Origin of the sequence: Pseudomonas sp. A-1, from assembly GCF_004801855.1 — a bacterium.
GTDB lineage: Bacteria > Pseudomonadota > Gammaproteobacteria > Pseudomonadales > Pseudomonadaceae > Geopseudomonas.
Genome location: NZ_SSTC01000020.1, coordinates 1 through 26,313, shown reverse-complemented (window position 1 = coordinate 26,313; position 26,313 = coordinate 1). Strand labels below are relative to the sequence as shown.

24 protein-coding genes, 1 tRNA gene and 1 other RNA gene are annotated in these 26,313 nt (G+C 65.1%); 13 read left to right on the top strand and 13 right to left on the bottom strand.

The genetic code is table 11. From position 1 onward, the window contains the following. Nucleotides 1-75: 75 nt before the first annotated feature. From E5198_RS06285 to thiO, 4 genes are all read right to left on the bottom strand, one after another. Nucleotides 76-1,056 carry a hypothetical protein gene (locus E5198_RS06285; RefSeq protein WP_136489146.1) on the bottom strand — a complete coding sequence of 327 codons (981 nt, stop codon included), beginning with the start codon at nt 1,054-1,056 and terminating at the stop codon, nt 76-78. 204 nt (nt 1,057-1,260) lie between these two features. Beyond that, a complete protein-coding gene (locus tag E5198_RS06280) occupies nt 1,261-2,574 on the bottom strand; it encodes an integrase arm-type DNA-binding domain-containing protein (protein WP_136489145.1) in 1,314 nt (437 codons plus the stop codon). Nucleotides 2,575-2,745: 171 nt separating this feature from the next. Beyond that, nucleotides 2,746-2,821: transfer RNA gene (locus E5198_RS06275), tRNA-Thr, on the bottom strand. A 22-nt stretch (nt 2,822-2,843) separates the two neighbouring features. Beyond that, nucleotides 2,844-3,947, bottom strand: coding sequence for a glycine oxidase ThiO (gene thiO / locus E5198_RS06270; protein ID WP_136489144.1), 1,104 nt, complete (start codon nt 3,945-3,947; stop codon nt 2,844-2,846). 230 nt (nt 3,948-4,177) lie between these two features. On the opposite strand from thiO, the gene E5198_RS06265 reads away from it, so the two are divergent. The 7 genes from E5198_RS06265 (at nt 4,178) to E5198_RS06235 (ending at nt 12,089) form a co-directional block, all read left to right on the top strand. Continuing rightward, nucleotides 4,178-4,693 carry a GspH/FimT family pseudopilin gene (locus E5198_RS06265; RefSeq protein WP_136489143.1) on the top strand — a complete coding sequence of 172 codons (516 nt, stop codon included), beginning with the start codon at nt 4,178-4,180 and terminating at the stop codon, nt 4,691-4,693. 120 nt (nt 4,694-4,813) lie between these two features. Then, nucleotides 4,814-5,290: a GspH/FimT family pseudopilin gene (locus E5198_RS21760; RefSeq protein ID WP_136489142.1), complete on the top strand. Its 477-nt coding sequence runs from the start codon at nt 4,814-4,816 to the stop codon at nt 5,288-5,290. Next, a complete protein-coding gene (gene pilV / locus E5198_RS06255; protein WP_136489141.1) occupies nt 5,287-5,778 on the top strand; it encodes a type IV pilus modification protein PilV in 492 nt (163 codons plus the stop codon). Before E5198_RS21760 ends, pilV begins: the two co-directional genes overlap by 4 nt. Continuing rightward, nucleotides 5,775-6,428 (top strand): PilW family protein, encoded by a 654-nt coding sequence (locus E5198_RS06250; protein WP_136489140.1) that lies wholly within the window; start codon nt 5,775-5,777, stop codon nt 6,426-6,428. The genes pilV and E5198_RS06250 overlap by 4 nt, the downstream gene beginning before the upstream one ends. After that, entirely contained in the window at nt 6,428-6,907 is a 480-nt protein-coding gene (locus tag E5198_RS06245) for a PilX N-terminal domain-containing pilus assembly protein (protein ID WP_136489139.1), read from the top strand. The genes E5198_RS06250 and E5198_RS06245 overlap by 1 nt, the downstream gene beginning before the upstream one ends. 20 nt (nt 6,908-6,927) lie before the next feature. Next, complete coding sequence (locus tag E5198_RS06240; protein WP_168772489.1) at nt 6,928-11,616, top strand: PilC/PilY family type IV pilus protein; 4,689 nt, start codon at nt 6,928-6,930, stop codon at nt 11,614-11,616. 50 nt (nt 11,617-11,666) lie between these two features. Next, the gene (locus E5198_RS06235; RefSeq protein ID WP_136489137.1) at nt 11,667-12,089 is read left to right on the top strand and encodes a type IV pilin protein; all 423 of its coding nucleotides are present in this window, start codon (nt 11,667-11,669) and stop codon (nt 12,087-12,089) included. A 47-nt stretch (nt 12,090-12,136) separates the two neighbouring features. Here E5198_RS06235 and ispH read toward each other — a convergent pair whose 3' ends face one another. The 6 genes from ispH to murJ form a co-directional block, all read right to left on the bottom strand. Continuing rightward, complete coding sequence (ispH, locus tag E5198_RS06230; RefSeq protein WP_136489136.1) at nt 12,137-13,081, bottom strand: 4-hydroxy-3-methylbut-2-enyl diphosphate reductase; 945 nt, start codon at nt 13,079-13,081, stop codon at nt 12,137-12,139. 151 nt (nt 13,082-13,232) lie between these two features. Beyond that, the gene (fkpB, locus tag E5198_RS06225) at nt 13,233-13,670 is read right to left on the bottom strand and encodes an FKBP-type peptidyl-prolyl cis-trans isomerase (protein WP_136489135.1); all 438 of its coding nucleotides are present in this window, start codon (nt 13,668-13,670) and stop codon (nt 13,233-13,235) included. Continuing rightward, nucleotides 13,663-14,175, bottom strand: coding sequence for a signal peptidase II (gene lspA, locus E5198_RS06220; RefSeq protein ID WP_136489134.1), 513 nt, complete (start codon nt 14,173-14,175; stop codon nt 13,663-13,665). The genes fkpB and lspA overlap by 8 nt, the downstream gene beginning before the upstream one ends. After that, a complete protein-coding gene (ileS, locus tag E5198_RS06215; RefSeq protein WP_136489133.1) occupies nt 14,168-16,999 on the bottom strand; it encodes an isoleucine--tRNA ligase in 2,832 nt (943 codons plus the stop codon). The genes lspA and ileS overlap by 8 nt, the downstream gene beginning before the upstream one ends. Further along, on the bottom strand, nt 16,996-17,943 hold the full coding sequence (gene ribF, locus E5198_RS06210; RefSeq protein WP_136489132.1) for a bifunctional riboflavin kinase/FAD synthetase: 948 nt from the start codon (nt 17,941-17,943) through the stop codon (nt 16,996-16,998). The genes ileS and ribF overlap by 4 nt, the downstream gene beginning before the upstream one ends. A gap of 75 nt (nt 17,944-18,018) precedes the next feature. Continuing rightward, nucleotides 18,019-19,566 (bottom strand): murein biosynthesis integral membrane protein MurJ, encoded by a 1,548-nt coding sequence (murJ, locus tag E5198_RS06205; RefSeq protein WP_136489131.1) that lies wholly within the window; start codon nt 19,564-19,566, stop codon nt 18,019-18,021. A 161-nt stretch (nt 19,567-19,727) separates the two neighbouring features. Between murJ and rpsT the strand changes: the two genes are divergently transcribed. Continuing rightward, a complete protein-coding gene (rpsT, locus tag E5198_RS06200) occupies nt 19,728-19,997 on the top strand; it encodes a 30S ribosomal protein S20 (RefSeq protein ID WP_090211787.1) in 270 nt (89 codons plus the stop codon). Between the two features lie 91 nt (nt 19,998-20,088). On the opposite strand, the gene E5198_RS06195 is transcribed toward rpsT, so the two are convergent. Further along, nucleotides 20,089-21,291, bottom strand: a complete 1,203-nt coding sequence (locus E5198_RS06195; RefSeq protein ID WP_136489130.1) for a multidrug effflux MFS transporter — start codon at nt 21,289-21,291, stop codon at nt 20,089-20,091. Between the two features lie 176 nt (nt 21,292-21,467). Between E5198_RS06195 and E5198_RS06190 the strand changes: the two genes are divergently transcribed. Beyond that, on the top strand, nt 21,468-21,659 hold the full coding sequence (locus E5198_RS06190; RefSeq protein WP_136489129.1) for a hypothetical protein: 192 nt from the start codon (nt 21,468-21,470) through the stop codon (nt 21,657-21,659). 4 nt (nt 21,660-21,663) lie between these two features. Here the strand turns inward: E5198_RS06190 and E5198_RS06185 are convergent, their stop codons facing one another. Further along, nucleotides 21,664-22,143: an LEA type 2 family protein gene (locus E5198_RS06185; protein ID WP_178084048.1), complete on the bottom strand. Its 480-nt coding sequence runs from the start codon at nt 22,141-22,143 to the stop codon at nt 21,664-21,666. 288 nt (nt 22,144-22,431) lie between these two features. Here E5198_RS06185 and E5198_RS06180 point away from each other — a divergent pair, with 288 nt between their 5' ends. Beyond that, nucleotides 22,432-22,881: a bacteriohemerythrin gene (locus E5198_RS06180; RefSeq protein WP_136489127.1), complete on the top strand. Its 450-nt coding sequence runs from the start codon at nt 22,432-22,434 to the stop codon at nt 22,879-22,881. 315 nt (nt 22,882-23,196) lie between these two features. Further along, a complete protein-coding gene (locus E5198_RS06175) occupies nt 23,197-24,201 on the top strand; it encodes an ArsJ-associated glyceraldehyde-3-phosphate dehydrogenase (RefSeq protein ID WP_136489126.1) in 1,005 nt (334 codons plus the stop codon). Nucleotides 24,202-24,421: 220 nt separating this feature from the next. Here E5198_RS06175 and ssrA read toward each other — a convergent pair. Then, nucleotides 24,422-24,779, bottom strand: a transfer-messenger RNA (tmRNA) gene (gene ssrA / locus E5198_RS06170). Nucleotides 24,780-25,007: 228 nt separating this feature from the next. Between ssrA and ahpC the strand changes: the two genes are divergently transcribed. Then, nucleotides 25,008-25,571 (top strand): alkyl hydroperoxide reductase subunit C, encoded by a 564-nt coding sequence (ahpC, locus tag E5198_RS06165; protein ID WP_092432055.1) that lies wholly within the window; start codon nt 25,008-25,010, stop codon nt 25,569-25,571. Nucleotides 25,572-25,693: 122 nt separating this feature from the next. Further along, nucleotides 25,694-26,313, top strand: a 620-nt coding sequence (locus tag E5198_RS06160; protein WP_178084047.1) for a thioredoxin family protein, incomplete at its 3' end; no start/stop codon positions are given.

Here is a 26,313-nt window from a genome sequence, read left to right as displayed (position 1 = left end):
AAGGGGTGACCTGTTTCGGCTAACGCGGTGTGGATAAGCCTGCGCCAACCAAGCATGACGCGGGCCTGAAAGGGGTTACCCCTTGTTGCGCGGGCGCCTCGCAACAACCCCGCCACCCTTCCGGGCAGGCCAGGTCAGCGCCCATCGCAAACGCTTGACCTCGGTATCGGATGGCTCGCCAACATGTTTCCTCCACCAGTCTCGCGCCAGCGTCCCCACACCGATACCCGAATCAGTAGCAGCGTCTACCGTTCCGTTTTCTGTCAGCTCGCACCAGATGGCCACCAAGCGCCGGCCTTCTACCGGCGATAACGCATTCTCCGGGTTCACGAACTCGATGATGCCGGCGTGCTCGCGCAGCTGCTCGGCCAACTCCGCGCGCGCTCGGTCGCTTTCGATCCGCCTACGGCGTTCGTCCTCCGCCTCCTCCCTCGATAGCTGAAGCTGTGCTTTCATGGTGGCAATGATGGCGTCCTTCGCTGCCTCCCTGCTCAAGGCATGTTGCAGGGCGATATCTTTCGCCTCTAACTGCTCGGCGGCGCGGCGCTCTCCCTCCCGGCGCTGCTCGCGCTGTCGCATTGCCACATAGCCAGGCTCGCTGCCAGATGGTAACGGCGGCTGCTCAGTCTGGCTGGCAGTTGGGGAAGCATTGGCGGCCATGGCGATGTTGGAGCTGTCGCCGGCTGGAATCGCGCGCCCTGCGACATACAGCGCGCGGCTGGTTGCTTCATCGGCAAGTCGGTTGATCCACTGGCGCCAGACCAGTACAGCCGAGGCAGGAACGGAGCCGGTAGTGGTGGTGATCATCGCAGGTGGCCTGCCCGAGCCGGCGCCTTCGAAGTAATCGACAAGGGCTCCATGCGTGACAGCACAGCCACCAGGCATTGCGCTCAGGATGGCCGATGCGAAGGCTTCGTGAATCGGGTGGTCAGCTGGCGCCGCTGTGCGCAGCAGGGCGGCCACCTCACCGGCCAGCAAACGCGGATTGATCGGGTGCCCGTCTTCCCATTCGGTAATGATCCTATCCAGCGGAATACGCCCGAACCTTGCCGACATGCGTTGCCCCCTCCGGCATTGTGTGGCCTGTCCATGGCATCGATCGGCCACCCCCGCGGCACGCTCTGCTGCGCGGCCGGCTGCTTGGGTGGCTGGTTTAGATAGCTGTATGAATCAACAGCAGTTGTCGGGATTGTACTGCAAGGCGGGAAAAATGGTGCGCCGAGTGCTGACGGATATGGAATCTGTGCAGAAGTAGGCAGGTCAGGCGCGCTTGATCCGCGCCACGTTGCCGGCCTCCTCGCCGCGGTTGGAGAAGTCGAACGGTGAAGTGAACTGCTCCCGGCAGGCGTCCAGGTAGTCGGCCCACCACTGGCACATAAGCCGGCGCTCCTCGATGTGCTCGGCCTTGTGGATGTAGGCCGCGCGCACCCCGTTGCGCTCCTGGTGGCTCATCTGCCGCTCGACCGCGTCGCGGCTCCACAGCCCCGACTCCACCAGGGCGGAACAGGCCATCGCCCGGAAGCCGTGGCCGCACACGTCGGCCTTGGTGTCGTAGCCCATGCGGCGCAGGGCGGCGTTTACCGTGTTCTCGCTCATCGGCTTCCAGTGGGCGTGATCGTTGGGAAAGATCAGATCGAAGCGCCCCGTCAGCTGGCGCACCTGCTCCAGCAGCACCAAGGCCTGCCGGCTCAACGGCACCAGATGCGGCGTGCCCATCTTCGCGCCACGGGTGGAGTGCTTCACGCCCTCGATGGGCGGGCGCTCGGCGGGGATCGTCCACAGTGCCCGGTCGAAGTCGATTTCCTCCCAGCGGGCGAAGCGCAGTTCACTGGAGCGGATGAACACCAGCAGGGTGAACTGTACGGCCATGCGAGTGAGCTGGCGCCCGCTGTAGGCATCCACTCTCGCCAGCAGCTCGGGCAGGCGCTCCAGTGGCAGGGCGGGCCGGTGCGCGGTCTTGCGGGTGGCCGTGGCGCCTTGCAGGTCGCTGGCCGGGTTGGTCTCGATGATCCCGTGCTGTACCGCCATGCGCAGGATGCCGGCGATGTACTGGCGCAGGCGGCTGGCGGTCTCCAGGGTGTCGCGGCGCTCGGCAGCCTTGAGCGGCGCCAGCAGGTCGCGCACCTTCAGATCAGCCACAGGCCGGGCGCCCAGGGCGGGGAACAGGTGGGATTCCATCCGGCGCAGCACCGTGGCGGCGTGGTGCGGCTTCCACTTGAGCGCGCAGGCGGCGTGCCATTCGCGGGCCACGGCCTCGAAGGTGTGCGCGGCGGCGGCCACGGCGCTGGCCTTCGCCTGCCGGGCGTGCTCGATGGGGTCAATACCCTGCGCCAGCAGCTCCAGGGCTTCGGCGCGGCGTTCGCGGGCGGCCTTCAGGCCAAGGGCCGGGTAGTTACCGAAGGTGGCCAGCCCTTCCCGGCCATCGGGACGGGTGAACTTGAAGCGCCAGGTCTTCACTCCGGACGCCTTCACCAGCAGGAAAAGCCCCTGCCCGTCGAAGAGCTTGTAGTCCTTGGCACGGGGCTTGGCAGCCTCGCACTTGGGATCGGTAAGGGGGGTGACGGTGCGCGCCATAGGGGTACGCTCAATATCGAACCAAGAATACCCCTAAACATACCCCTAAACGGCGGGGCTATCCAGATGAAACCGGGCGAACTCCGGGCAAAGAAAAACCGGCGCAAGGGCCGGTTTCTCTGGGCTCCCGTCTTATCCGGGTGAATCCGGGGGAAGGCGGAAGTATGTTGTTGGTGCCGGTGAAAGGAATCGAACCCTCGACCTTCTCATTACGAATGAGCCGCTCTACCGACTGAGCTACACCGGCGAAAAACGTGGCGCGAAGGCTATCACTGAGCCCGGCGCAGGCGCAAGGCGGGCGCGTAGGGCGCCGGGTCGACAATCGGCGCCTGGCCCAGCAGCAGGTTGCTCAGCAGCTGACAGGAGGCCGGCGCCAGCACCAGACCGTTGCGGAAGTGCCCGCAGTTCAGCCACAGCCCGTCGTGCTCCGGCACCGGACCGATGAACGGGATACCGTCCGGCGAGCCCGGACGCAGGCCAGCCCAGTGCCTGACCACCTCGGCGTCGGCCAGCGCCGGCAGCAGCTCGATGGCCGAGGCGCGCAGGCTGCCCAGCGCCTCGGCGGTCGGCGTCTTGTCGAAGCCCTCGTACTCCAGGGTACTGCCGACCAGGATATGGCCGTCGCGGCGCGGGATCGCGTAGCGCCCATTGGCCATCACCATGCTCGGCAGGAAATCCGCCGCGCACTTGAACAGGATCATCTGCCCCTTGACCGGCTCCACCGGCAGCGCGAGGCCGAGACTCTTGAGCAGCTCGCCGCTCCAGGCGCCAGCGGCGACCACCACGGCATCGGCAAGCAGCTCGCCCTGCCTGGTCTGCACACCGACCACCCGACCATCCTCGCGCAGGAAGCCCTCGACGGCACAGTGCTCGCGGATCTCGACGTTGGGCAGCTGCGCCAGCGCCGCACGCAGCGACCTGAGCAGGCGCGGATTGCGCACGTTGGCCACCCCGGCCATGTGGATCGCGTGCCGGTAGCCGTGGCGCAGCACCGGCACCGCCGCCTCGACCTCGGCCATCGGCACCGAGCGCAGCGGCCGCCCCTCGCGCGCGGCCCAGGCCAGCGCCTCGGCCTCGTCCTCCAGATCCAGCCAGTACAGCCCGGTGACGTGCACCTCGGGATCGACCCCGCCCTCCTCGATCAGCCTGTCGGCCAGGCGCGGATAGAAGTCCTGCGACCAGTGCGCCAGCGCCGTCACCGCCGGGCTGTAACGCCACGGATAGAGCGGCGAGACGATGCCGCCACCGGCCCAGGAAGCCTCGCCGCCCACGGCGGACTGATCGAGCAGGGTGACGGAACAGCCGGCTTGGGCCAGCAGACGCGCCGACTGCAGGCCGATAGCCCCGGCGCCGATGATGAGGATGTTATGCATGAAGATTCCAGGCAGACAGATTGTGAGGGTACTCGGGAAAAGGCTGGTCCAGCACGCTACCGATCTGCTTGCAGAGTCTACGCTTCGCAGCCGGGCACAGCCATGCCAGCAAAAATCCGATCCACCACCGGTACAGGCTTCACAACCGGCTGGCGATCACAATCTGCCGCGCGGAATCCCCCTAGAATCCGTTGCAGCCTCATCCAGGTTCCGACACGGACGTCGAATCCATGAAAGCGATGCGTGGACAAACATTGCTCGAACTCATGGCATGCCTGCTCATCGCAGGCATCCTGCTGGGCATTGCAGCTCCCTCCTTTAGCGAGATGCTGCGCAAAAACCGCCAGACCCAAGCCGTCAACCAGCTCTTGGGAGAGCTAAACCATGCCCGCGCCTCAGCCGTTCTGGAACGAACGACCATCGGCATCTGCTCCGGCAGCTCCGCTTGCGATGGCTCCCGAACCTGGGGCCGCAACCTGCTGGTGTTCGAGGACAGCAACCGGAATGGCCGATTCGAGACAGGCGAACGCCTGATCCGCCAGATCAGGCTACCCGACGATGTCACATGGCGCTGGTCCCGCTTCGGGCAACAGGCGCACCTGCACTTCGAGGCCAATGGAACCACTCGTGCAGCCAATGGGACTCTGACACTGTGCATGAACAACCAACCCCAACACCAACTGGTCATCAGCCTTTCCGGCCGCATACGCAGCCAGCGCATCGGCGAAATCACCACTTGCGAATAGGCCATCGACCGCTCGTCGCCCATTCGATGCGCCTGTCCCGAGCGACTGGCCTCCAGCCAGCCCAATCAGGATGCTTCAACTGCAAAAGCCACTTTCAGGAAATACACGAGAGCGCACAGCATGCAGTCACGCAACGGCTTTTCTCTGATCGAACTGATGGTGGTCATCGCCATCATCGCGATCATCGCCGGCATCGGCATTCCCAGCTTTCGCAGCATCACTCTGGATAGCCGCCTGAACAGTACCGCCAACCAGTTTCTGGGGGCATTGCTGCTTGCTCGCAGCGAGGCAATCACCCAGCGCACCAGCATCAGGGTCTGCGCGGCCAACGCAGACAATAAAACCTGCGCAACCCAAACCGACTGGACGAACGGCACCCTGCTGGTGCGCGAAAGCGACAGCGAGGTCATACGCGTCATCCCCGCTGCGACAGGACTGACCATTCAAAGCACGCAGAGCTCCGTGCTATTCCGCCCGAATGGCACCATCACACCAACCCCGCTAACCCTGACCCTGACTGAGGCCGAGCGCAGCAAGAGCCACCAGGTAAGGGTAAACGCCATCGGTCAAGCCTGCAGCGGGAGTGCCTGCCCATGAGAGTACGCGCATCGCACAAGGGCTTCACCTTGGTGGAAGTACTGGTTGCCCTTCTCGTGTTAGCCATCGGCCTGCTGGGCATGGCGACCCTGATGATGACCAGCCTGCAGTCGAGTCAGAATGCCTACCTGCGCAGTCAGGTCAGCGTGCTGGCTCAGGATCTGGTCGAACGCATGCGCACCAATCGCGCTCAAGCGATCACCAGCGACAACTACGAGTTGACGACGAGCGCCCCCGCCACCACGAAACCAAACTGCAGCGCTGCTGGCTGCTCGCCCATCGAGCAGGCCCAGCTGGACCTGCATGACTGGCGCGCAGCCCTCGAAGCAGGTATTCCCGGCGCCATCGCCAGCATCGCCCGCAACGATCCGAACCAATACACCATAACCATCACGTGGGAAGGCAACGCCACCGAGGACAGCGACGACGACCCCGCAACGCCCAACTCCCCAGCCATGTCTACCTTCGTACTGAGGGTGAATCTATGAAGCAGCAGCGCGGATTTTCGCTTGTCGAGCTGATGGTTGCCCTCCTGATCAGCTCACTGCTATTGCTCGGCATCCTCCAGTTGTTCAACAACACCAGCGAATCCGATCGCACGGCAAACGCCTTGGCACGCGTCCAAGAGGGCGGCAGGGTAGCCTTGGAAATCATCGGGACCGATGCTCGTCGTACCGGTTACCAGGGATGCAGTTCGATTGCCAACGAAACGACGGTGGGCAGCTACACCTTTCCCGAGGATGCTTTGGCTGTAGCCGCCAACAGCGTGACCTTCCGTTATGCGAGCACCGAAAAAACTGGAAACACGCCCGAGCCCGTGTTCAGCGCCAGCAGGGCCTGCGACGGCACCGAGCTGTACCTGCGAACCGTCACCTATGCACAGTGCAACAACGGCACATCCCTCTGCATGACCCTGAACGGCGGCAGTGCCGACCCTATCCTCGACAACGCCGTAATCGACAGCATCTTCTTCGCCATTCCCGGCGGCGGCACTACCCGATGGGTCGAAAGCGCGGCGCTCAGCGAGAGCGAGCGGGACAGCGCCCTAGCCATGCGCATCCAGCTCACCATCAGTGATCCGCGCAGCGACGTGACCCGCACATTCAGCGGCACCTACGAACTCAGGAACCGTATCTGATGAAAGCCAAGAACCGACAAGGCGGAATTGCCCTGCTGGTCAGCCTGGTACTGCTGCTGGTGCTCACTACCATCGCCATCACCGCTGCCAGCACCTCCTCCCTGCAAATGCGCATGGCCGCCAACAGCCAGCAGCAGAATGTAGCCTTCCAGGCTGCCGAAAGTGGCATCCGCCAGTGGCTGGATGAATTCGAGAAGGAGTTCAGGATCGCGGCCATGACAGCGGAGGGAACACTCTCCGAAACCGTGCAGTACACCGCCACGGCTGGGGCCCCGGGGCCCTGCTGGGACGTGATCCCCGCCTACTCGCTGGATGCCTCCGACGACAACACCAGCTTCCAATACGCCTGTTTCAACATCCAGAGCACCGGCGAATCCTTTGCCGATCCAGCTTGCGCAGATGGCGATGGCAAGACTGCCTGCACCGACGATCACCCGGCACAGGCCCTGCATCTGCAGGGCCATCTGGTCCGCTACTGACAGGACAAGGAATGAATGTCATGAAACCCCACCACACCTTCAAACCGTTCCTGGCCTCCACCCTGCTTTCCAGCCTGGTCCTGCAGGCCGGCATCAGCCATGCCGACGACACGGAAATCTTCTTCGGCGGCCCGACCATCGACCAAGGGATTCGCCCCAACGTGCTGTTCATCCTCGACGACTCCGGCTCGATGAGCGGAACTCGAATGACGCAGCTCAAGAGTGCCTTCAGCACCATCATCAACAATGCCGGCAATATCAATGTCGGGATCATGGCGCTCAACACCAAAAATGGCGGATCCCGGCTGCTGTCGCCAGTCAAGAACATCAACGAAACCGTCAACGCCAAGCTCGCCACTCCGGCGATCATGGAAGGCGGTGATGACGCCACCTACATTGACAACGGAACCACCAACATCAGCGATCCGACGCTGGTAATGGGCTATACCGCAAACAGCGCAAACAGCGTTACCCGCTCGCTCGGCAGCAGCTCCAGCTACTCGGCGGACTACGCCTCGTATTATGTGGTTCGGAAAGACAGCAAAGACTATGCCTGCTCGGCAAAAATCGCCGATGCCGGATATGCGTGCCCGGCGGGGGGGAAGCTCTCGATCAACACCCGCTCGGGAAGCAGCGGCAACGACGGCATCCTCCTGTTCCGCAACCTCAACATACCCGCCGGCGTGAGCATCCAGAGCGCCAAACTGATACTGACCCCCACCAGCACCACGGCCACGCTTCGCAACTTCAGCATCAAGATTGAGAGCACCAAGACCGCAGAGGCCTTCAACAACGACAGCACCATCGACGCCGGACGCAGTTTCGGCAATAGCGATCTCAATACCTCGGCCACGCCCGTGCGCAGTGCGGACAGCAAGGAAATCGTCTTCGATCTCACGCCCAAGTTCGCGAAGCTGCAAGACCTGAGTCCGGCGACCAACCCGATTGCCGATGTCGCCCTGCGCCTGCGGGGTACCACTGACAATTCCTACTCCTGGTATCTGGGCGATGGGGCGGAGAACTCCCCACGCCTGGAGATCACCTGGACGGGGAGCGAAAACCGCACCCGCACCACCGGCCTGCGCTTCCAGAACGTCGCCATCCCCAAAGGCGCCAAGGTCACTTCCGCCCGAATCGACTTCGTCCCTGCCGCATCCGATGATCGCCCGGTGACCTTTGCCGTCACGGCGCAGAACATTGCCGATGCGCCGGCCTTCACGGCCAGCGCCAGCAACTTCACCGGACGGATCAAGACCGCCAGCAGCGTGACCTGGACCCCGGAAGAGTGGCGCACGGCAAGCCCACAGGTCTACGTGGAAGGCCCCACAGTTACCTCCTTGGTGCAAAGCGTCATCGATAACAACAGCGACTGGTGCGGCAACAACTCCATGGCCTTCTTCCTGTCGCCCACCTCGGGCAGCGGCAGCCGGACGGCGTTCAGCCTCGATGCTGCCAAGAGCCTGCAGCCGGTGCTGAACGTCACCTATACCGGCGGAGAAGACGGATGCCTCAATCCGGTCCTGGACATCTCCGTGGTCACCTCGAAAGACGACGGGTACCAGACAACCGGCACCGACAAGAAAGGCAAAACGACCTACCCGGTCGATCTGACCTCGAGCACAGCCCCACTCTCGGCCACGCACATTGCCAGTCGGTACAGAAAGCTCCCCATCAAGCAGGGCGCCACCGTTCTTGACGCCCAGGTGATAGTCACCCCCGACGACACCAACACCGGCACGGCGACCCTGAGCTTTGAAAAAACCGGCAACTCCAGCGAGCTTTCGACAAACGCCAAGAACCTGAGCGACCGCTCACTCACCAGCGGTACGAGCTGCACCATTACCCCGGTCGCCGCCGGCGAGCCGGTCAAACTCAACTGCCCGGAAAACGGCATCAAGAACGAACTGCAGAGCATCTTTTCGCGCAGCGACTGGAGCGACGGCAACTCGCTCACCCTGATGCTGAAACCCAGCTCCAGCGATCTCGAACTGAGGACCTATGAAAGCAGCTTCGAAAGCGCCATAAAGCTGCGCATCAAGATCGCTTCCGGTGGACTAGGCGAAAGCAGCTATACCATTCGCGAATATACCAATGGCATAGTGCAAAGCCTCAATGCCAGTGGATCGACCCCCATCGTCCCCACACTCTATGAAGCCGCGGGCTATCTGACCCAGCAGCCAGGAAAACATATCGGCAGCGACCGCAGCCCGATAACCAGCTCCTGCCAGGCCAGCTATCTGGTTCTGCTGACCGACGGTGCCGCGAACGGATACACGACTGCATCACGAACCGGCATCGCAAGCCTGACGGGGACCACCTGCACAGGTGACGCCACCGATGACGATGAAAAATGCGGACGCAGTGCCGTGAAATGGCTTGCCCAAGAAGACCAGGCCACCTTCGACGGACTCAACACCGTCACCACCCATACCATCGGCTTCAATACCAGCTCGGACGCGACGGCCACCAAGTTCCTCAACGATCTGGCCCAGCTGGGAGGTGGCAAGGCCTACCAGGCAGAAAATGCCGGCGAACTTGCCAATGCCTTCAACGAAATTGTCCAAGCTGCCCTGGCCACCAACACCACCTATGTGAACGCCAGCGCCCCGGTGAGCAGCTTCAACCGTGCCGACAACCTGGACGAGCTGTACTTTGCCCTGTTCCGTCCCTCGGAAAGCGACCGCTGGCTCGGCAACCTCAAGCGCTATCGCATGAAGATCGACAACGGCGTAGCCACCATCGTCGACGCCGATGATGCCCCAGCCATCGACCTGAACAGCGGCTTCTTCAAAACCAGTGCCCGCAGTTTCTGGAGCGCCACCCAGGATGGCGACGACATAGCCCGAGGCGGCGCGGCAAGCATGCTGCCTGCGCCAGCGTCGCGCCAGCTGTTCACCTACCTCGGCGCTTCGCCGGCCGGCAAAGCTACCGACCTTGAAAAGCTGCTCACCACCAATACCAACATCACCGGCACAAAGCTTGGCAACAGCAGTATGTCGAGCACCGAGCGAACCAACCTGCTCAACTACATCCGCGGACTGGATATCGACGAGGATGGCAACTCCGTGGCTCGACAGGCGCTGGGCGACCCCATCCATTCCTCTCCGCGCCTGATCACCTATGCCTGCAAGGACTACAACACTGACGGTACCTGCGCAAAAGCCGACATGAGCGCCATCATCGGCAGCAACGAGGGCTTCCTCCATCTGTTCGACGCCGCTACCGGGGTAGAGCAGTCCGCCTTCATGCCCGAAGCGCTGCTGCCGAACATCAAGCAACTGCAGGCGAACGCCAAGTCCACCTCGCAGAAACCGCGCCTGTACGGGATGGACAACACGGTCACGCTCTGGGTCAACGATGCCAACAACAATGGAGTGATCTATGGCGGCAAGGACCCGGACGGCAAGCCGATTACAGGCAAGAACAGCGGCGAATTCGTCTACGCCTACGCCACCATGGGCCGCGGCGGACGAAATATCTATGCCCTCGACATCAGCGATCCCAAGACCCCCAAGATGCTGTGGCAAATCCTCGGCGGCAGCACGGGCTTCGAGAAACTGGGCCAGACTTGGTCCGCACCGGTCAAGACCCGGATCAAGGTGGGCAGCGAAATCAAGGATGTGCTGATCTTCGGCGGTGGCTATGACACCAAGCAGGACACTCTCAACCAGGCGGACAGCATCCGCAGCGCGGACGGAGTGGGCAATGCCCTCTACATCGTCGACGCCAAGACCGGAGCAAAGATCTGGTCTGCTGGCAATGACGACACGCACGACCTGACGCTGCCCCAGATGAAGTACGGCATCCCCAGCAAGGTGCGAGTGATCGACATCCAGGCCAAATCGGATGTCCAGGTGGACAAAAGTACCGGCCAGCTCAAGGACGGCGGCGCGCTGATTATCGACACGGAAAAGACAGCCGACCAGATTTTCGTCGGCGACATGGGCGGCCAGGTCTGGCGCTTCTTCATCAACCATGGCAAAAGTGGCAAAGACTTGGTCACTCCCGGAGGCAGCAAGGGCGATGGCATATTCGCCAGCGTCGGGGGCAATACCCCGGCCTCGGCGCGGCGCTTCTACCACGAGCCCGACGTGTCGCTGCTGAAAGTTGGCTATCAGCCGGTCCTGACAGTCAATATCGGCAGCGGCTACCGCGGCCATCCGCTCAACAAGACCATCGAAGACCGCTTCTACTCCTTCCGCACCGACACCCTGTTCAGGAGCGACGACGAAGGCACGCTGGGCGAAGACGACATGTACGATGCGACCAATAACCTGATCCAGAGCGGTAGCACTGCTGATAAGACTGCCGCCAAAACGGCTTTCGGGAAACGCCGTGGTGGCTGGTATATCACCCTCAAGGGCGCCGGCGAAAAGGTACTGTCTCGCGCGCTGACCGCCGGCGACGCCATCTACTTCAACACCTACGAGCCCAGCAGTAGCAAGGCCGCTTGCAGTGCCTCGGTCGGCCAGAACCGCTCTTATGCGGTACGCCTGCTCAATGCCACGCCGGCCAGGTTAGCGACGGATGCGGCAGGAACCTACGAGGATCGCTACCAGGAGAGCAACAGCGGCGGTATTTCCAGCGATCCCCAGTTGTTCTGCCAGGGTAACGACTGCTACGTTCTTCCCGACCCCTCCGTCGCGCCGACTCAGGTAAGGACGCCACCACTCGGCAAGACCTACTGGATAGACGAGACTACCGACTGATCATCGATCCGGGCCACCTGCGGTGGCCCGCACCGCCATCGAGACACCATATGAAGAAACAGCAAGGCTTTACCCTGATCGAGTTGATGATTGTCGTGGCCATTCTCGGCATTCTCGCCACCATCGCCATTCCCAACTATCAAAGCTATCTGCAGCGCACAGCATGCGAGGATGCCAAGGCGACCCTGGTGGGTGCAGCGAATGTGATGGAGCAGCACCGTGCAAGACAAAACAGCTATACCGGTGCAGTCCTGGGCGTCTATTCCGCCAGCCCTGTGGATGGAAGCAGCAAACAAACCAACATTGCGATCAGCGCATCGACCGCAACCTCATTCACCTTGACCGCAACTCCAATAGCCGGTGGACGCCTAGCAGGCAAAGGCACACTGACCTTGGCCTCGACAGGGTTACGTGGCGGTACCGGAGACCTGGTCAACGCCGACGGTTCCTGGAAGAGCTGCAACGGCATCTGAAAGAAAAACGGGGCGCATGGCGCCCCGTTCTGCATTGAGCTGATCCCCTACAGCTCGTGCACCCGCAACTCCTTCGGCATGGCGAAGGTCACGTTCTCCGGCTCGCCGTCCAGCTCGCACACCTCGTCGGCGCCCCATTCGCGCAGGCGGGCGATGACGCCCTGGACCAGCACCTCCGGCGCCGAGGCGCCGGCGGTGATGCCGATCTTCTGCTTGCCGTCGAACCAGTCGCGCCGGAGGTCGTTGGCGCCGTCGATCAGGTAGGCCGGGGTGCCCATGCGTTCGGCCAGTTCGCGCAGGCGGTTGGAGTTGGAGCTGTTGGGGCTGCCGACCACCAGCAGCAGGTCGCAGTCCTCGGCGAGCTGCTTGACCGCATCCTGGCGGTTCTGGGTGGCGTAGCAGATGTCACTCTTGCGCGGCCCCTGGATGGCCGGGAAGCGCTCGCGCAGGGCGTCGATGACCTTCGAGGTGTCGTCCATCGACAGGGTGGTCTGGGTGACGTAGGCCAGCGCCGCGGGGTTGCGCACCTCGAGACGGGCGACGTCGTCCTCGTCCTCGACCAGGTAGATGGCGCCGCCGTTGCGGTTGTCGTACTGGCCCATGGTGCCCTCTACCTCGGGGTGGCCGGCGTGGCCGATGAGGATGCACTCCTGGCCGTCGCGGCTGTAGCGGGCGACTTCCAGGTGCACCTTGGTGACCAGCGGGCAGGTGGCGTCGAACACGCGCAGGCCGCGGCGGGCCGCCTCGTCGCGCACCGCCTGGGACACGCCGTGGGCACTGAAGATGACGATGACATCGTCGGGCACCTGGTCGAGCTCCTCGACGAAGACGGCGCCGCGCGCGCGCAGGCCCTCGACGACGAACTTGTTGTGCACCACTTCGTGGCGCACGTAGATCGGCGGACCGAACACGTCGAGGGCGCGGTTGACGATCTCGATGGCGCGGTCGACACCGGCGCAGAAGCCGCGGGGGTTGGCGAGGGTGATTTGCATGGCAGTTCTCGGCACGCGGGGATTCAGGGGAGTCGCAGGGTGGGCTGGCGGCGCAGCAGCACAACCCACCATCGCGAACGCCGGGCCGCCTATCGCCAAAACACTTGGCCTGCGGCGCTCGGTTGGGCGAATGAATTCGCCCCTACAGGAGTCAGAGCGGCTGCACGTCGACGATTTCCACGTCGAAGGTCAGGCGCTTGCCGGCCAGCGGGTGGTTGAAGTCGATGGTCACCTGGGCATCGTCGAACTGCCTGACCACGCCCGGCAGCTCGGCGTTGGCGGCATCGTTGAAGATGATCAGCAGCCCTTCGGACAGCTCCATGCCCTCGAAGTTGCCGCGCGGCATGACCTGCACGTTCTGCGGGTTGGGCTGACCGAAGCCGTGCTCCGGCTCGATGGCGATCGAACGCTTGTCGCCGGCCTTGAGGCCGTAGAGGGCCTGCTCGAAGCCGGGCAGCAGGTTGCCGTCGCCGACCTTGAACACGGCCGGGCTCTTGTCGAAGGTGCTGTCGACCACGTCGCCCGACTCGAGCTTGATGGCGAAGTGCAGGGTTACCTGGCGCTCGGGGCCGATACGCTGTTCAGTCATTGCGGTCTCCGCTTTTCTCGGATTTGAACATGTCCAGGGCCAGCAGCACGGCGCCGACGCTGATGGCGCAGTCGGCGATGTTGAAGGCCGGGAAATACCAGCGGTTCTGCCAGTGGACCAGGATGAAGTCGATCACGTGGCCGTAGGCCACGCGATCGAACAGGTTGCCCAGCGCACCGCCCAGTACCAGCGCCAGGCCCAGCGCCAGCCAGCCCTGGCCGCGGCGCGGCAGGCGCCTGAGCCAGACCACCAGCACGGCGCTGACGCCGATGGCGATGACGGCGAACAGCCAGCGCTGCCAGCCGCCGTGGTCGGCGAGGAAGCTGAAGGCGGCGCCGGTGTTGTAGGCCAGGGTCCAGCTGAAGTAGTCGGGAATGACCACGATCTGCTGGTACATCTGCAGGCTGCCCTCGAAGTACAGCTTGGTGACCTGGTCGAGCACGAAGACGATCGCGCTCAGCCACAGCCACGGCAGGGCGCCGAAGCGCCCGGCGGTCTCAGGCATGCAGGCGCACCTCGCCGCTGCCGCTGACGTTGTCCACGCAGCGGCCGCACAGCTCCGGATGCTCGGCATGCTGGCCGACATCCGCGCGGAAGTGCCAGCAGCGGGAGCACTTGGCATGCCCCGACTTGAGCACCTGCAGCTTCAGACCGGCGACCTCGCTGTCGACCGCCTCGGCCGGAGCCTCGGCCAGCGGCGCCAGGCTGGCGTACGAGGTGATCAGCACGAAGCGCAGCTCGTCGCCCAGCTTGGCCAGCTTGGCGGCCAGCGCCTCCTCGGCGTACAGGGTGACCTCGGCCTGCAGGTTGCCGCCGATGGTCTTGGCGTTGCGCTGGTTCTCCAGCTCCTTGTTCACCGCGGCCTTGACCGCCATCACCTCGGTCCAGAACTCGCGCCCCAGCGCGGCGTCGGCGTCCAGCTCGAACAGGCCGTCGTACCAGGTGTTGAGGAACACCGACTCATTGCGCTGGCCCGGCAGGTACTGCCAGATCTCCTCGGCGGTGAAGGCAAGGATCGGCGCGATCCAGCGCACCAGCGCCTCGGCGATGTGGAACAGCGCGGTCTGGCAGGAACGCCGCGCCTGGCTGTCGGCCGCGGTGGTGTACTGGCGGTCCTTGATGATGTCGAGGTAGAAGCCGCCCAGCTCCTGCACGCAGAAGTTGTGCACCTTCTGGTAGACGTTCCAGAAGCGGTACTGCTCGTAGGCCTCGGCCAGCTCGGCCTGCAGGCGCGCGGCGGCGTCCACCGCCCAGCGGTCGAGGGCCAGCATCTGCGAAGGCTCCAGCAGGTCGGTGGCCGGATCGAAGCCGCTGAGGTTGGAGAGCAGGAAGCGCATGGTGTTGCGGATGCGCCGGTAGGCGTCGGCGCTGCGCTGCAGGATCTGCTTGGATACCGCCATCTCGCCGGAGTAGTCGGTGGCCGAGACCCACAGGCGCAGGATGTCGGCGCCCATGCTGTCGGTGACTTCCTGCGGGGCGATGACGTTGCCCAGCGACTTGGACATCTTGCGGCCGTTCTCGTCGACCACGAAGCCGTGGGTCAGCAGGCCGCGGTACGGCGCGTGGCCGTCGATGGCGGCGCCGGTCAGCAGCGAGCTGTGGAACCAGCCGCGGTGCTGGTCGGAGCCTTCCAGGTAGAGGTCGGCGCGCGGGCCCTGGTCGTGGCCCATCGGGTGCGAGCCGCGCATCACGTGCCAGTGGGTGGTGCCGGAGTCGAACCAGACGTCGAGGGTGTCGCTGATCTTGTCGTAGTCGGCGGCCTCGCTGCCGAGCAGCTCGGCGGCGTCCAGCTTGAACCAGGCCTCGATGCCTTCCTGCTCGACGCGCAGGGCGACCTGCTCCATCAGCTCGACGGTACGCGGGTGCAGCTCGCCGGTCGCCTTGTGCAGGAAGAACGGGATCGGCACGCCCCAGTTGCGCTGGCGCGAGATGCACCAGTCGGGGCGGTTGGCGATCATCGCGTGCAGGCGCGGCTTGCCCCAGCCCGGGTAGAACTCGGTCTGCTCGATGGCGTTGAGCGCGCGCTCGCGCAGGGTGGCGCCCTGCGCCGGCTCGCGATCCATGCCGACGAACCACTGCGCGGTGGCGCGGTAGATCAGCGGGGTCTTGTGGCGCCAGCAGTGCATGTAGCTGTGGCTGATGCTCTCGTGCTTGAGCAGCGCGCCGACTTCCTCGAGCTTGGCGACGATCTGCGGGTTGGCCTTCCAGATGAACTGGCCGCCGAAGAACGGCAGGTCGGCGACATACACGCCGTTGCTCTGCACCGGGTTGAGGATGTCGTCGTTGCTCATCCCGTAGTGCTTGCAGGTGCGGAAGTCGTCCTCGCCGTAGGCCGGCGCCGAGTGGACGATGCCGGTACCGGCGCCCAGCTCGACGTACTCGGCGAGATACACCGGCGAGAAGCGCTCGTAGAACGGATGGCGGAAGCGGATGTTCTCCAGCGCCGCGCCCGGGGCGCTGGCGATCGCCTCGCCCTCCAGGCCGTAGCGCTTGAGGCAGGACTCGACCAGTTCGGCGGCCAGCAGCAGCAGCCGGTCGCCGACGTCGACCAGCGCATACTCGAACTCGGGGTGCAGGTTGAGCGCCTGGTTGGCCGGGATGGTCCACGGCGTGGTGGTCCAGATCACCGCGCAGGCGGTCTTCTCCAGGGCGGGCAGACCGAAGGCCGCGGCCAGCTGGGCGGCGTCCTCGACGGCGAAGGCCACGTCGATGGCGTCGGACTTCTTGTCCTGGTACTCGACCTCGGCCTCGGCCAGCGCCGAGCCGCAGTCGAAGCACCAGTTGACCGGCTTGAGGCCCTTGAACACGAAGCCGCCCTTGACCATCTCGGCCAGGGCGCGGATCTCGCCGGCCTCGTTGGCGAAGTTCATGGTCTTGTACGGGTTGGCGAAGTCGCCGAGTACGCCGAGGCGGACGAAGTCGGCCTTCTGGCCGTCGATCTGCTCGCTGGCGTAGCTGCGGCACAGTTCGCGGGTCTTGTCCGCCGGCAGGTTCTTGCCGTGGGTCACCTCGACCTTGTGCTCGATCGGCAGGCCGTGGCAGTCCCAGCCCGGCACGTAGGGGGCGTCGAAGCCGGCGAGGGTCTTGGAGCGGACGATGATGTCCTTGAGAACCTTGTTGACCGCGTGGCCGATGTGGATGTTGCCGTTGGCGTAGGGCGGGCCGTCGTGCAGGACGAACTTCGGTCGGCTGGCGCCGAGCGCGCGCAGCTTGCCGTACAGGTCGATCTCGTCCCAGTACTTGAGGGTTTCCGGCTCGCGCTGCGGCAGCCCGGCCTTCATCGGGAATGCCGTTTCCGGCAGGTTCAGGGTCGCTTTGTAGTCGGTCATTTCAGGTTCTCTAACGGTTGACCCTGCCAGTGGGCACGGGCGGCGGCGATGTCCGCGTCGATCGCCGACTTCAGTGCCTCCAGGGAGGCGAAACGCTGTTCGTCGCGCAGCTTGCGGTGGAACTGCACCACCAGGCGGCGGCCATAGAGATCGCCGCTGAAATCCAGCAGATGAACTTCCAGATGGGCACGGCCGTCGCCGGCGACGCTGGGCCGGGTACCGATGTTGGCCACTCCCGGCCAGCGCCGGCCGTCCAGCGCGACGCTCACCAGATAGACGCCGCTCAGCGCCGGGCGCAGCCGATTGAGCTGCAGGTTGGCGGTCGGCGTGCCCAGCTGGCGGCCGAGCTTCTGGCCGTGCAGCACTCGGCCGCTGATGGCGTAGGGACGCCCGAGCAGGCGCTCGACCTCGGCGAAGTCGCCGGCGGCCAGTTCCTCGCGCACCCGCGTGCTGCTGATGCGCTCGCCGTCCAGCTCGATGGTGTCCGCCGACTCGACGGTGAAGCCCTCGCGCGCCCCGGCCTCCTGCAACAGGGCGAAGTCGCCGGCGCGGTCGCAGCCGAAGCGGAAGTCGTCGCCGACCTCGAGGTGCCTGACCCCCAGGCCCTCGACCAGGATCTGGTGGACGAAGGCGTTGGCGGACAGCTCGCGCAGGCGGCGGTTGAAGGTCAGGCACAGCACCCGGTCGACCCCGCAGGCGCGCAGCAGCTCGAGCTTCTCGCGCAGGCTGCTGATGCGCGGCGGGGCCTTGTCCGGAGCGAAGAATTCGCGCGGCTGCGGCTCGAAGATCACCACGCAGCTGGGCAGGCCGGCCTGCGCCGCGCGCTCGCGCAGACGCGCCAGCACGCCCTGGTGGCCGCGATGCACGCCGTCGAAGTTGCCGATGGTGGCAACGCAGCCCCGCTGGCAGGAGCGCAGATTATGGAGACCTCGGACCAGTTGCATAGACGCGTCTTGTGTGCAAATTGGCCGATTATACCCATGCATCGGGCATCAGGCGTAGGCCCCGTGACCACCTGCTCAATGGCGCAGATGGCGCAGGCGCAGGCCGAGCAGGACCATCGCGGCGACGTAGACGACGATGCCGCCGCCGACCAGCAGGCTCAGCTCCAGCGCTCGGCGCTGCCAGCCCCAGGCGAACCATGCCGCGGAGGGCGCGTTCAGCCACCAGACCAGCGCCACCATGGCGGCGCAGCCGGCCAGCAGGCGCAGGGCGAACAGCCCCCAGCCCGGCGCCGGCTGGTAGACGCCGGCCTTGCGCAGCCCCCAGAGCAGCAGGCCGGTATTGAGCATCGACGACAGCGAGGTGGACAGCGCCAGGCCGACGTGCTGCAGCGGCCAGATCAGCACCAGGTTGAACGCCATGTTCGCCACCATGCACTGCACGGCGATGCGCACCGGGGTCCTCAGGTCCTGGCGGGCGAAGAAGCCCGGCGCCAGCACCTTGATCAGCATGAAGGTGAGCACGCCCAGCGAATAGGCCTCCAGGGCGTTGGCCGCCTGCACCACGTCGCGCTCGGTCATCTTGCCGTAGTGGAACAGGCTGGCGATCAGCGGTTCGGAGAGGATCGCCAGGGCCAGCGCCGCCGGCACGCCGACCAGCAGCACCATGCGCAGCGCCCAGTCGATGGTCGCCGAGAAGGCCTTGGGGTCGCCGCCGGCATGCTGGCGCGACAGGCTGGGCAGGATCACCGTGCCGATGGCGATGCCGAAGGCGCCCAGCGGCAGCTCCGACAGGCGGTCGGCGTAGTACAGCCAGGACACGCTGCCGGTCTGCAGGAAGGACGCCAGCACGGTGTCCAGCAGCAGGTTGATCTGGCTGACCGACACGCCGAACAGCGCCGGCACCATCAGCGTCATGATCCGCTTGACGCCCTCGTCCTTGCGATCAGGCCGCGGGATCGGCAGCAGCCGGATGCGCGCGAGGAACGGCAGCTGGAACAGCAGCTGGGCCAGGCCCGCGACGAACACGCCCCAGGCCAGCGCCATCACCGGCTGGTCGAAGTAGGGAGTGAAGAACAGGGTCGCGCCGATCATGCAGATGTTGAGCAGCACGGGGGTGAAGGCCGGCACGGCGAAACGCCCGTAGCTGTTGAGGATGCCGCCGCAGAAGGCGGTCAGCGAGATCAGCAGCAGGTAGGGAAAGGTGATGCGCAGCAGGTCGCCGGCCAGCGCCAGCTTTTCCGGCTCGCCGCGAAAGCCCGGGGCGAACAGCATGATCAGGTAGGGCGAGGCGACCACGCCGAGGGCGGTGAGCGCGGTGAGCGTCAGACCGAGGGTGCCGGCGACCCGGTCGACCAGTTGCTTGACCTCGGCCAGGCTGCGCTGCGCGCGGTACTCGGAGAGCACCGGGACGAAGGCCTGGGCGAAGGCGCCCTCGGCGAACAGCCGGCGCATGAAGTTGGGAATCTTGAAGGCGATGAAGAAGGCATCCGCCGCCGGACTGGAGCCGAAGTAGGCCGCCACCACCATGTCGCGCACCATGCCCAGCACCCTCGACAGCAGGGTCATCACGCTGACCACCGCACTGGATCGCAACAAACTGCTTTTGGCCGACTCGCCGGACATGCTTTAATCCCCGCCCCTGCAAAGGTCGGCGAGTGTAAGCCAGCGCCCGCCCGCCCGACCAGCACCCGACAGCCGCCATTGCCCCTTGACAACGCCTTTCGGCGCCGGCATGATTCGCGGCCTTATTTACTTGGTATCCCCAGTTTTCGAGGAGCTCGACGGTGGCCAACTCCCCCTCCGCCAAAAAACGTGCCAAACAGGCTGAGAAGCGCCGCAGCCACAACGCCAGCCTGCGCTCGATGGTGCGTACCTACATCAAGAACGTAGTCAAGGCTATCGACGCCAAAGACCTGGCCAAGGCTCAGACCGCCTACACCCTGGCTGTGCCGGTGATCGACCGTATGGCCGACAAGGGCATCATCCACAAGAACAAAGCTGCTCGTCACAAGAGCCGCCTGAACGGCCATATCAAGGCCCTCGCCCAGGCGTAAGCTTCTGTTCCGACAAGAAACCGGCTTCGGCCGGTTTTTTGTTGCCCGCAGAAAGGTGACGGGCGCTCGCGCGAGGCGAACGCCCGGCCCGCTACAGCTTCTCCGCCGCGATAGCCGCGCACCGATCCGGCCGGTGCTGCGCGGTGCGCCAGGCCACCAGCATGGCCCCGCCGGCACAGCACAGCATCACCAGCGCCATCGGCCGCGCCGTGCCGTCGTGCAGCACGCCGACCAGCGAGGCCGCCAGCGCGGCGATGGAGAACTGCAGGCTGCCGAGCAGCGCCGAGGCGCTGCCGGCATGGGCGCCCTGCCCAGCCATGGCGCAGGCCGAAGTATTGGGCATCACCACCCCCAGGGTCGCGATGCAACCGAACAGCGGCACCAGCAGCGGCCACAGGGTGGCCGGCTGCAGCCAGGCCACGCCCAGCAGCGCCAGCGCACAGCCCAGATAGAAGGCCACCCCGCGCGGCACCCAGAACGCCGGACCGCGCCGGGCCAGCAGCCGCGTGTTGAACTGGGCGAGCAGGATGAAGCCGGCGGCGTTGCTGCCGAACAGCCAGCCGTACTGCTGGGTCGGCACCTGATAGAGCTCGATGAACACGAAGGGCGAGCCGGCGATATAGGCGAACATCGCCGCGATGGCCAGACCGCCGGTCAGCGCATGCCCCAGGAAGGCCCGATCGGCCAGCAGCAGCCGGTACTGGCGCAGCGCCCCGCCCAGCGGCGCCGGCGGCAGCTCCGGCGAGCGCGTCTCCGGCAGCCAGCGCAGCACCAGCAGCAGGCACAGCGCGGCGAACAGGCCAAGGGCGGCGAAGATCGCCCGCCAGCCGGCCAGCTCCAGCAGCAGCCCGCCGGCGGCCGGCGCGAGGATCGGCGCCAGCCCCATCACCAGCATCAGCCGCGAGAACACCCGCGCCGAGGCGACCGGATCGCACAGGTCGCGCACCACCGCACGCGACACCACCATCCCGGCGCAGCCGCCCAACGCCTGGATGAAGCGCGCGGCGACCAGCCACTCGAGGCTCGGCGCCAGCATGCAGGCAAAGGTCGCCACGCCGAACAGCGCGACGCCGAACAGCAGCGGCACGCGGCGCCCGAAGCGGTCGGCCAGCGGCCCGTAGAGCAGCTGGCCGATGGCCAGGCCGACGAAATACGCCGCCAGGCTGTACTGCACGTGCTCGACGTCGGTGGCGAAGCTGTCGGCCAGGGCCGGGAAAGCGGGCAGGTAGAAGTCGATCGCCAGCGGCGCGAAGGCCGTCAGCGCGCCGAGAATCAGCAGGATACGCAGGGACATCGGAACTCCGGACAGGACGCGGCGTGCCGGCGGAGGGCAGCTGCAAGACCGTCCGTTTTACATACGTTCAAGAATGTTTGCAAACCGTCGGGGCGCGGCATGCTTCTTGCTCCCGCCTTCGCACAACTGTAACCCGCACCCGGTAAATAGCTGCCATGGATTCACGGAGCAGAGCTATGTCCACCCTCACCGAACTGGCCAAACAGATTGCCGAGCTGTATCCACTCCGGGACAAGACCGCCGGCAAGCGCTATCGCATCGTCAACCAGCTGGCCGGCCTCACCGAGCTGGAGGAGGTCGGCGGCCGGCCGCGCTACGTGCCGACCCGCGTCCTGCAGGACGACAAGCTGTGGGACCTGGCCGGCTGACCTCTCACTCACGCCCGGAGGCCAGCCTGGACAGGTCGACCACTCCCGCATCGCTGAAGCGCCGGCTGCCGAACCAGCCGCCGCCGAGCTTGCCACGCAGCACATAGGGCACATTGTCCAGCCGGGCACTGTCGACCATCCCCAGCGCCTGACGCAGGGCAGCAAAGGCCGAGATACTCACCGGCACCTCGATCACGCTCTCGCCGAACCCCGGCAAGCGGCCGTGCTGAGCGCTCACCCCGCGCGCCAGCAGCCTGCCGTTGACCTTCAGCTCCAGAGCAACACCGCTGTAGTCGATCCCCCCGGCATTCGGGTTCTGCACCCGCAGCTTCACCGCCAGGCGCACCTCCAGCCCCTCCCCGCGCAGCGGCTCGATGCCGACCACCTGGAAGCTCAGCGGGTCGCGACCGCCGAACGTGGCGCAGGACAGCAGCCCCGGCATCAACAGCAGCACCAGCAGCAGGCGCACCGCGCGGGCGAACAGCGGAAAGGCGGGAGCGGACATGGCATGCCTCCGGAAAGGAGAGGGCGAGAAGGAAGCCGGCAAGGCAAGTATTCACCCAGCCGGCCGATCCTGCCCTACCGCGCGCGCACCAACAGCGCACCAACAGTGCGCATTCACGCACCGGCCCGCGCACACCAGCAAGCCGCCCTCAACACGATCACGGCCGTCACGGCGCGGTAAAACCACGGAAACAGTGTGGCATTAGACTTGCTACGTGGAAGACGGGACCCTCCCCAAGCCCCAGCAAGCACTCAACGAGGAAGAGCCATGGCCATTGCGATCAACTGGACTGCCGAGTTCGAAACCGGCATCGACATCATCGACGAGCAGCACAAGCGCATCTTCGAATACCTGAAGGAAATCGACGAGGCCATCTCCAGCAAGTCCGTCGAGCAGATCGAGCACGTCATCAAGTCGCTGATCGACTACGCGATCTCGCACAACACCTTCGAGGAAACCCTGATGGAGAAGGCCGGCTATCCGATGCTCGAGGCCCACCATGAGGTGCACGAGCGGTTCAAGGAGCGCGCCCACTCCTACCGCGACCGCTTCGGCAACGGCGAGGACCCGATCCGCCTGGCCCGCGAGGTGCGCAGCGACATCGGCCTGTGGCTGACCAACCACATCAAGCGCGACGACAAGCACTACGTCAACTACGTCAAGCGTGATCTCGAGGGCAGCTTCGTCGGCCGCATGCTCAACAAGATCTTCGGCTGAGCCCCGCCTGCCGGGCGGCCACTGCGCGCCGCCCGCCCCACGACTGCCGACCATTCCCCGGAGCCGCACCGACCGCTCGCCGCGCAGGCTCCGAGCGCCCTTCCGGCACCGCCCCGGCCCCAGCACCGAGGGCCGCGAATATGCCCGCCTCCTGCTCCCATCCGCGCCGGCGCGCGATATGCTCAAGATGAGGCGCGACGCCAATGCCTCCGGCCGGGTCAGGTCACCCGTGCCCGGCGGCGCTGGGCGGGCGTCAGGCACGTTCGCCGCTCGCCGCCGAACGCCCACCACGACAATAATAAAGAGAACAAGACCATGACCATCAAGGTAGGCATCAACGGCTTCGGCCGTATCGGACGTCTGGCCCTGCGCGCCGCCTGGGGCTGGCCAGAGCTGGAATTCGTGCAGATCAACGACCCGGCCGCCGACGCGGCCACCCACGCCCATCTGCTCAACTTCGACTCGGTGCACGGCCGCTGGCGGTTCGACGCAGGCAGCGACGGCGACAGCCTCGTCATCGGAGACTGGCGCATCCGGGTCACCCACAACAAGACCATCGCCGATACCGACTGGTCGGGCTGCGACCTGGTGATCGAGGCCAGCGGCAAGATGACCAGGGCGGCCCTGCTGCAGGCCTACCTCGACCAGGGCGTCAGGCGCGTGGTGGTCAGTGCGCCGGTCAAGGAGCCGGAGGTGCTCAACGTGGTGCTGGGGGTCAACCACCAGCGCTTCGACCCGCAGCGGCATCGCATCGTCACCGCCGCCTCCTGCACCACCAACTGCCTGGCGCCGCTGGTCAAGGTGATCCACGAGGCGCTCGGCATCCGCCATGGCTCGATCACCACCATCCATGCGCTGACCAACGATCAGGTCGTCATCGACCAGCCGCACAAGGACCTGCGCCGCGCCCGCGCCTGCGGCATGAGCATGATCCCGACCACCACCGGCTCGGCCACCGCCATCGCCGAGATCTTCCCCGAGCTGCGCGGCAAGCTGAACGGCCACGCGGTGCGCGTGCCGCTGGCCAACGCCTCGCTGACCGACTGCGTGTTCGAGGTCGAGCGCGCCACCACGGCAGAGGAAGTGAACCAGTTGCTCAAGGCTGCCGCCGAAGGCGAGCTCAGGGGCATCCTCGGCTACGAGGAACGCCCGCTGGTGTCCATCGACTACCGCAGCGACCCGCGCTCGTCGATCGTCGATGCGCTGTCGACCCTGGTGGTCAACGGCACCCAGGTGAAGCTGTACGCCTGGTACGACAACGAGTGGGGCTATGCCAACCGCACCGTGGAGCTGGCGCGGCTGGTGGGCGAGGCCCGCTAGACCCGGCATGGCCTGGCTTGGTCCCGGAGACAGGCTTGCCCAAGCGGGCCGATGGCTCCGCTGGATAGCGGCAGCCCGAGGGCGGCGGCCGGGCGATCCGCCTGAAGCGCGCATCAACGGCACCCCATGGCCACGAACCGCGGCGCGCCCCTTAGCCCGCCTTGGAAACGGCAGGCCCAGAAAGCACAAAGCCCCGGAATCCGGGGCTCTGCGCTTGTGTTGGTGGAGCCGGGGGGATTTGAACCCCCGTCCGCCAGCTCTCCGCTATTGGTTCTACATGCTTAGCCATCTCTACTGAGTTAACTCCTCGCGACCCGAGTGGCAGGGTGCTTGGAGCGAGCTGCATGAGTTTTAGCCGTTACGCCTGCAGCGAACTTGGCGGCGATCCTGTTCTATATGACTGACCAAATCTTCGGGTTTACAGGCATCCCCTAGGGTCAGCTAGCGGCCCTTAGGCGGCTAGAGCGTAGTTGTCGTCGTTGGCAACTATGAGTTTGTAACAGCGAATTTACGAGTTCTGTTACCAGCTCGGCATGCCCCTCAAGTTTTGTTACCGGCGTCGAATCCTGATCGGCCCCTGGGTACTTCTGCTTGCAAGGTCGTATGAAGTGTACGGCAAAGCTTCCCTGCGGCCAAGTCTGATGTAGAGTAGCCGCTGGCCAGCGTCCGGCCAGCCGGACGGACGGCCCCGGGGAGCCATAGAGCGAAGCGATTGGGGCGATTCCCTCAATCAATTACGCCTAAGCCCCCGCCCGGGGTAGGATACTCCCCGTCAACCAGTTTTCAACCCTGAAGGAGTTCAGCGAATGTCCCTCATCAACACCCAGGTCCAGCCGTTCAAGGTCAACGCTTTCCACAACGGCAAGTTCATCGAGGTCACCGAAGCCGACCTGAAAGGCAAGTGGTCGGTGCTGATCTTCATGCCGGCAGCCTTCACCTTCAACTGCCCGACCGAGATCGAAGACGCCGCCGAAAACTACGCCGAATTCCAGAAGGCCGGCGCCGAGGTGTACATCGTCACCACCGACACCCACTTCTCCCACAAGGTCTGGCACGAAACTTCCCCGGCCGTCGGCAAGGCCAAGTTCCCGCTGATCGGCGACCCGACCCACGTGCTGACCAACGCCTTCGGCGTGCACATTCCGGAAGAAGGCCTGGCCCTGCGCGGCACCTTCATCATCAACCCGGAAGGCGTGATCAAGACCCTGGAGATCCACTCCAACGAGATCGCCCGTGACGTCAGCGAGACCCTGCGCAAGCTGAAGGCCGCCCAGTACACCGCCGCCCACCCGGGCCAGGTCTGCCCGGCCAAGTGGAAGGAAGGCGCCGAGACCCTGACCCCGTCGCTGGACCTGGTCGGCAAGATCTAAGCAGCCTTTCCAGGTCGTCGCCTCGCGGGAGCTGTCACCCGGCTCCCGCGACTCCCGAATGCCCGGGTGGGTTCCGCCCGGGCATTTTCATATCCGAATTTCGCAAAAGGGATACCGTCGCCATGTTGGATGCCAATCTGAAAACCCAGTTGCAGGCCTACCTCGAGAGGGTCACCGAACCGTACGAGATAGTCGCGTCCCTGGACGACGGCGAAAAATCCCGGGAAATGCTCGCCCTGCTCGAGGACATCGACGCCCTGAGCGACAAGATCGCCCTGGATACCGCAGGCCAGGACGCCCGCAAGCCCTCGTTCGGCTTCCGCCGCGACGGCGTGGAGATCGGCCCGCGCTTCGCCGGCCTGCCCATGGGCCACGAGTTCACCTCGCTGGTGCTGGCCCTGCTGCAGGTGGGCGGTTACCCGCCGAAGGTCTCCGACGAGGTGATCGCGCAGATCAAGGGCATCGAGGGCGAGTTCCGCTTCGAGACCTACTTCTCGCTGTCCTGCCACAACTGCCCGGACGTGGTGCAGGCGCTCAACCTGATGGCGGTGCTCAACCCCAACATCAAGCACGTGGCCATCGACGGCGCGCTGTTCCAGGACGAGGTCGAGCGGCGCCAGATCATGGCGGTGCCGAGCATCTACCTCAACGGCGAGCCGTTCGGTAACGGCCGCATGGGCGTCGAGGAGATCCTCGCCAAGCTGGATACCAACAGCGGCGCCCGCGAGGCCGACAAGCTCAA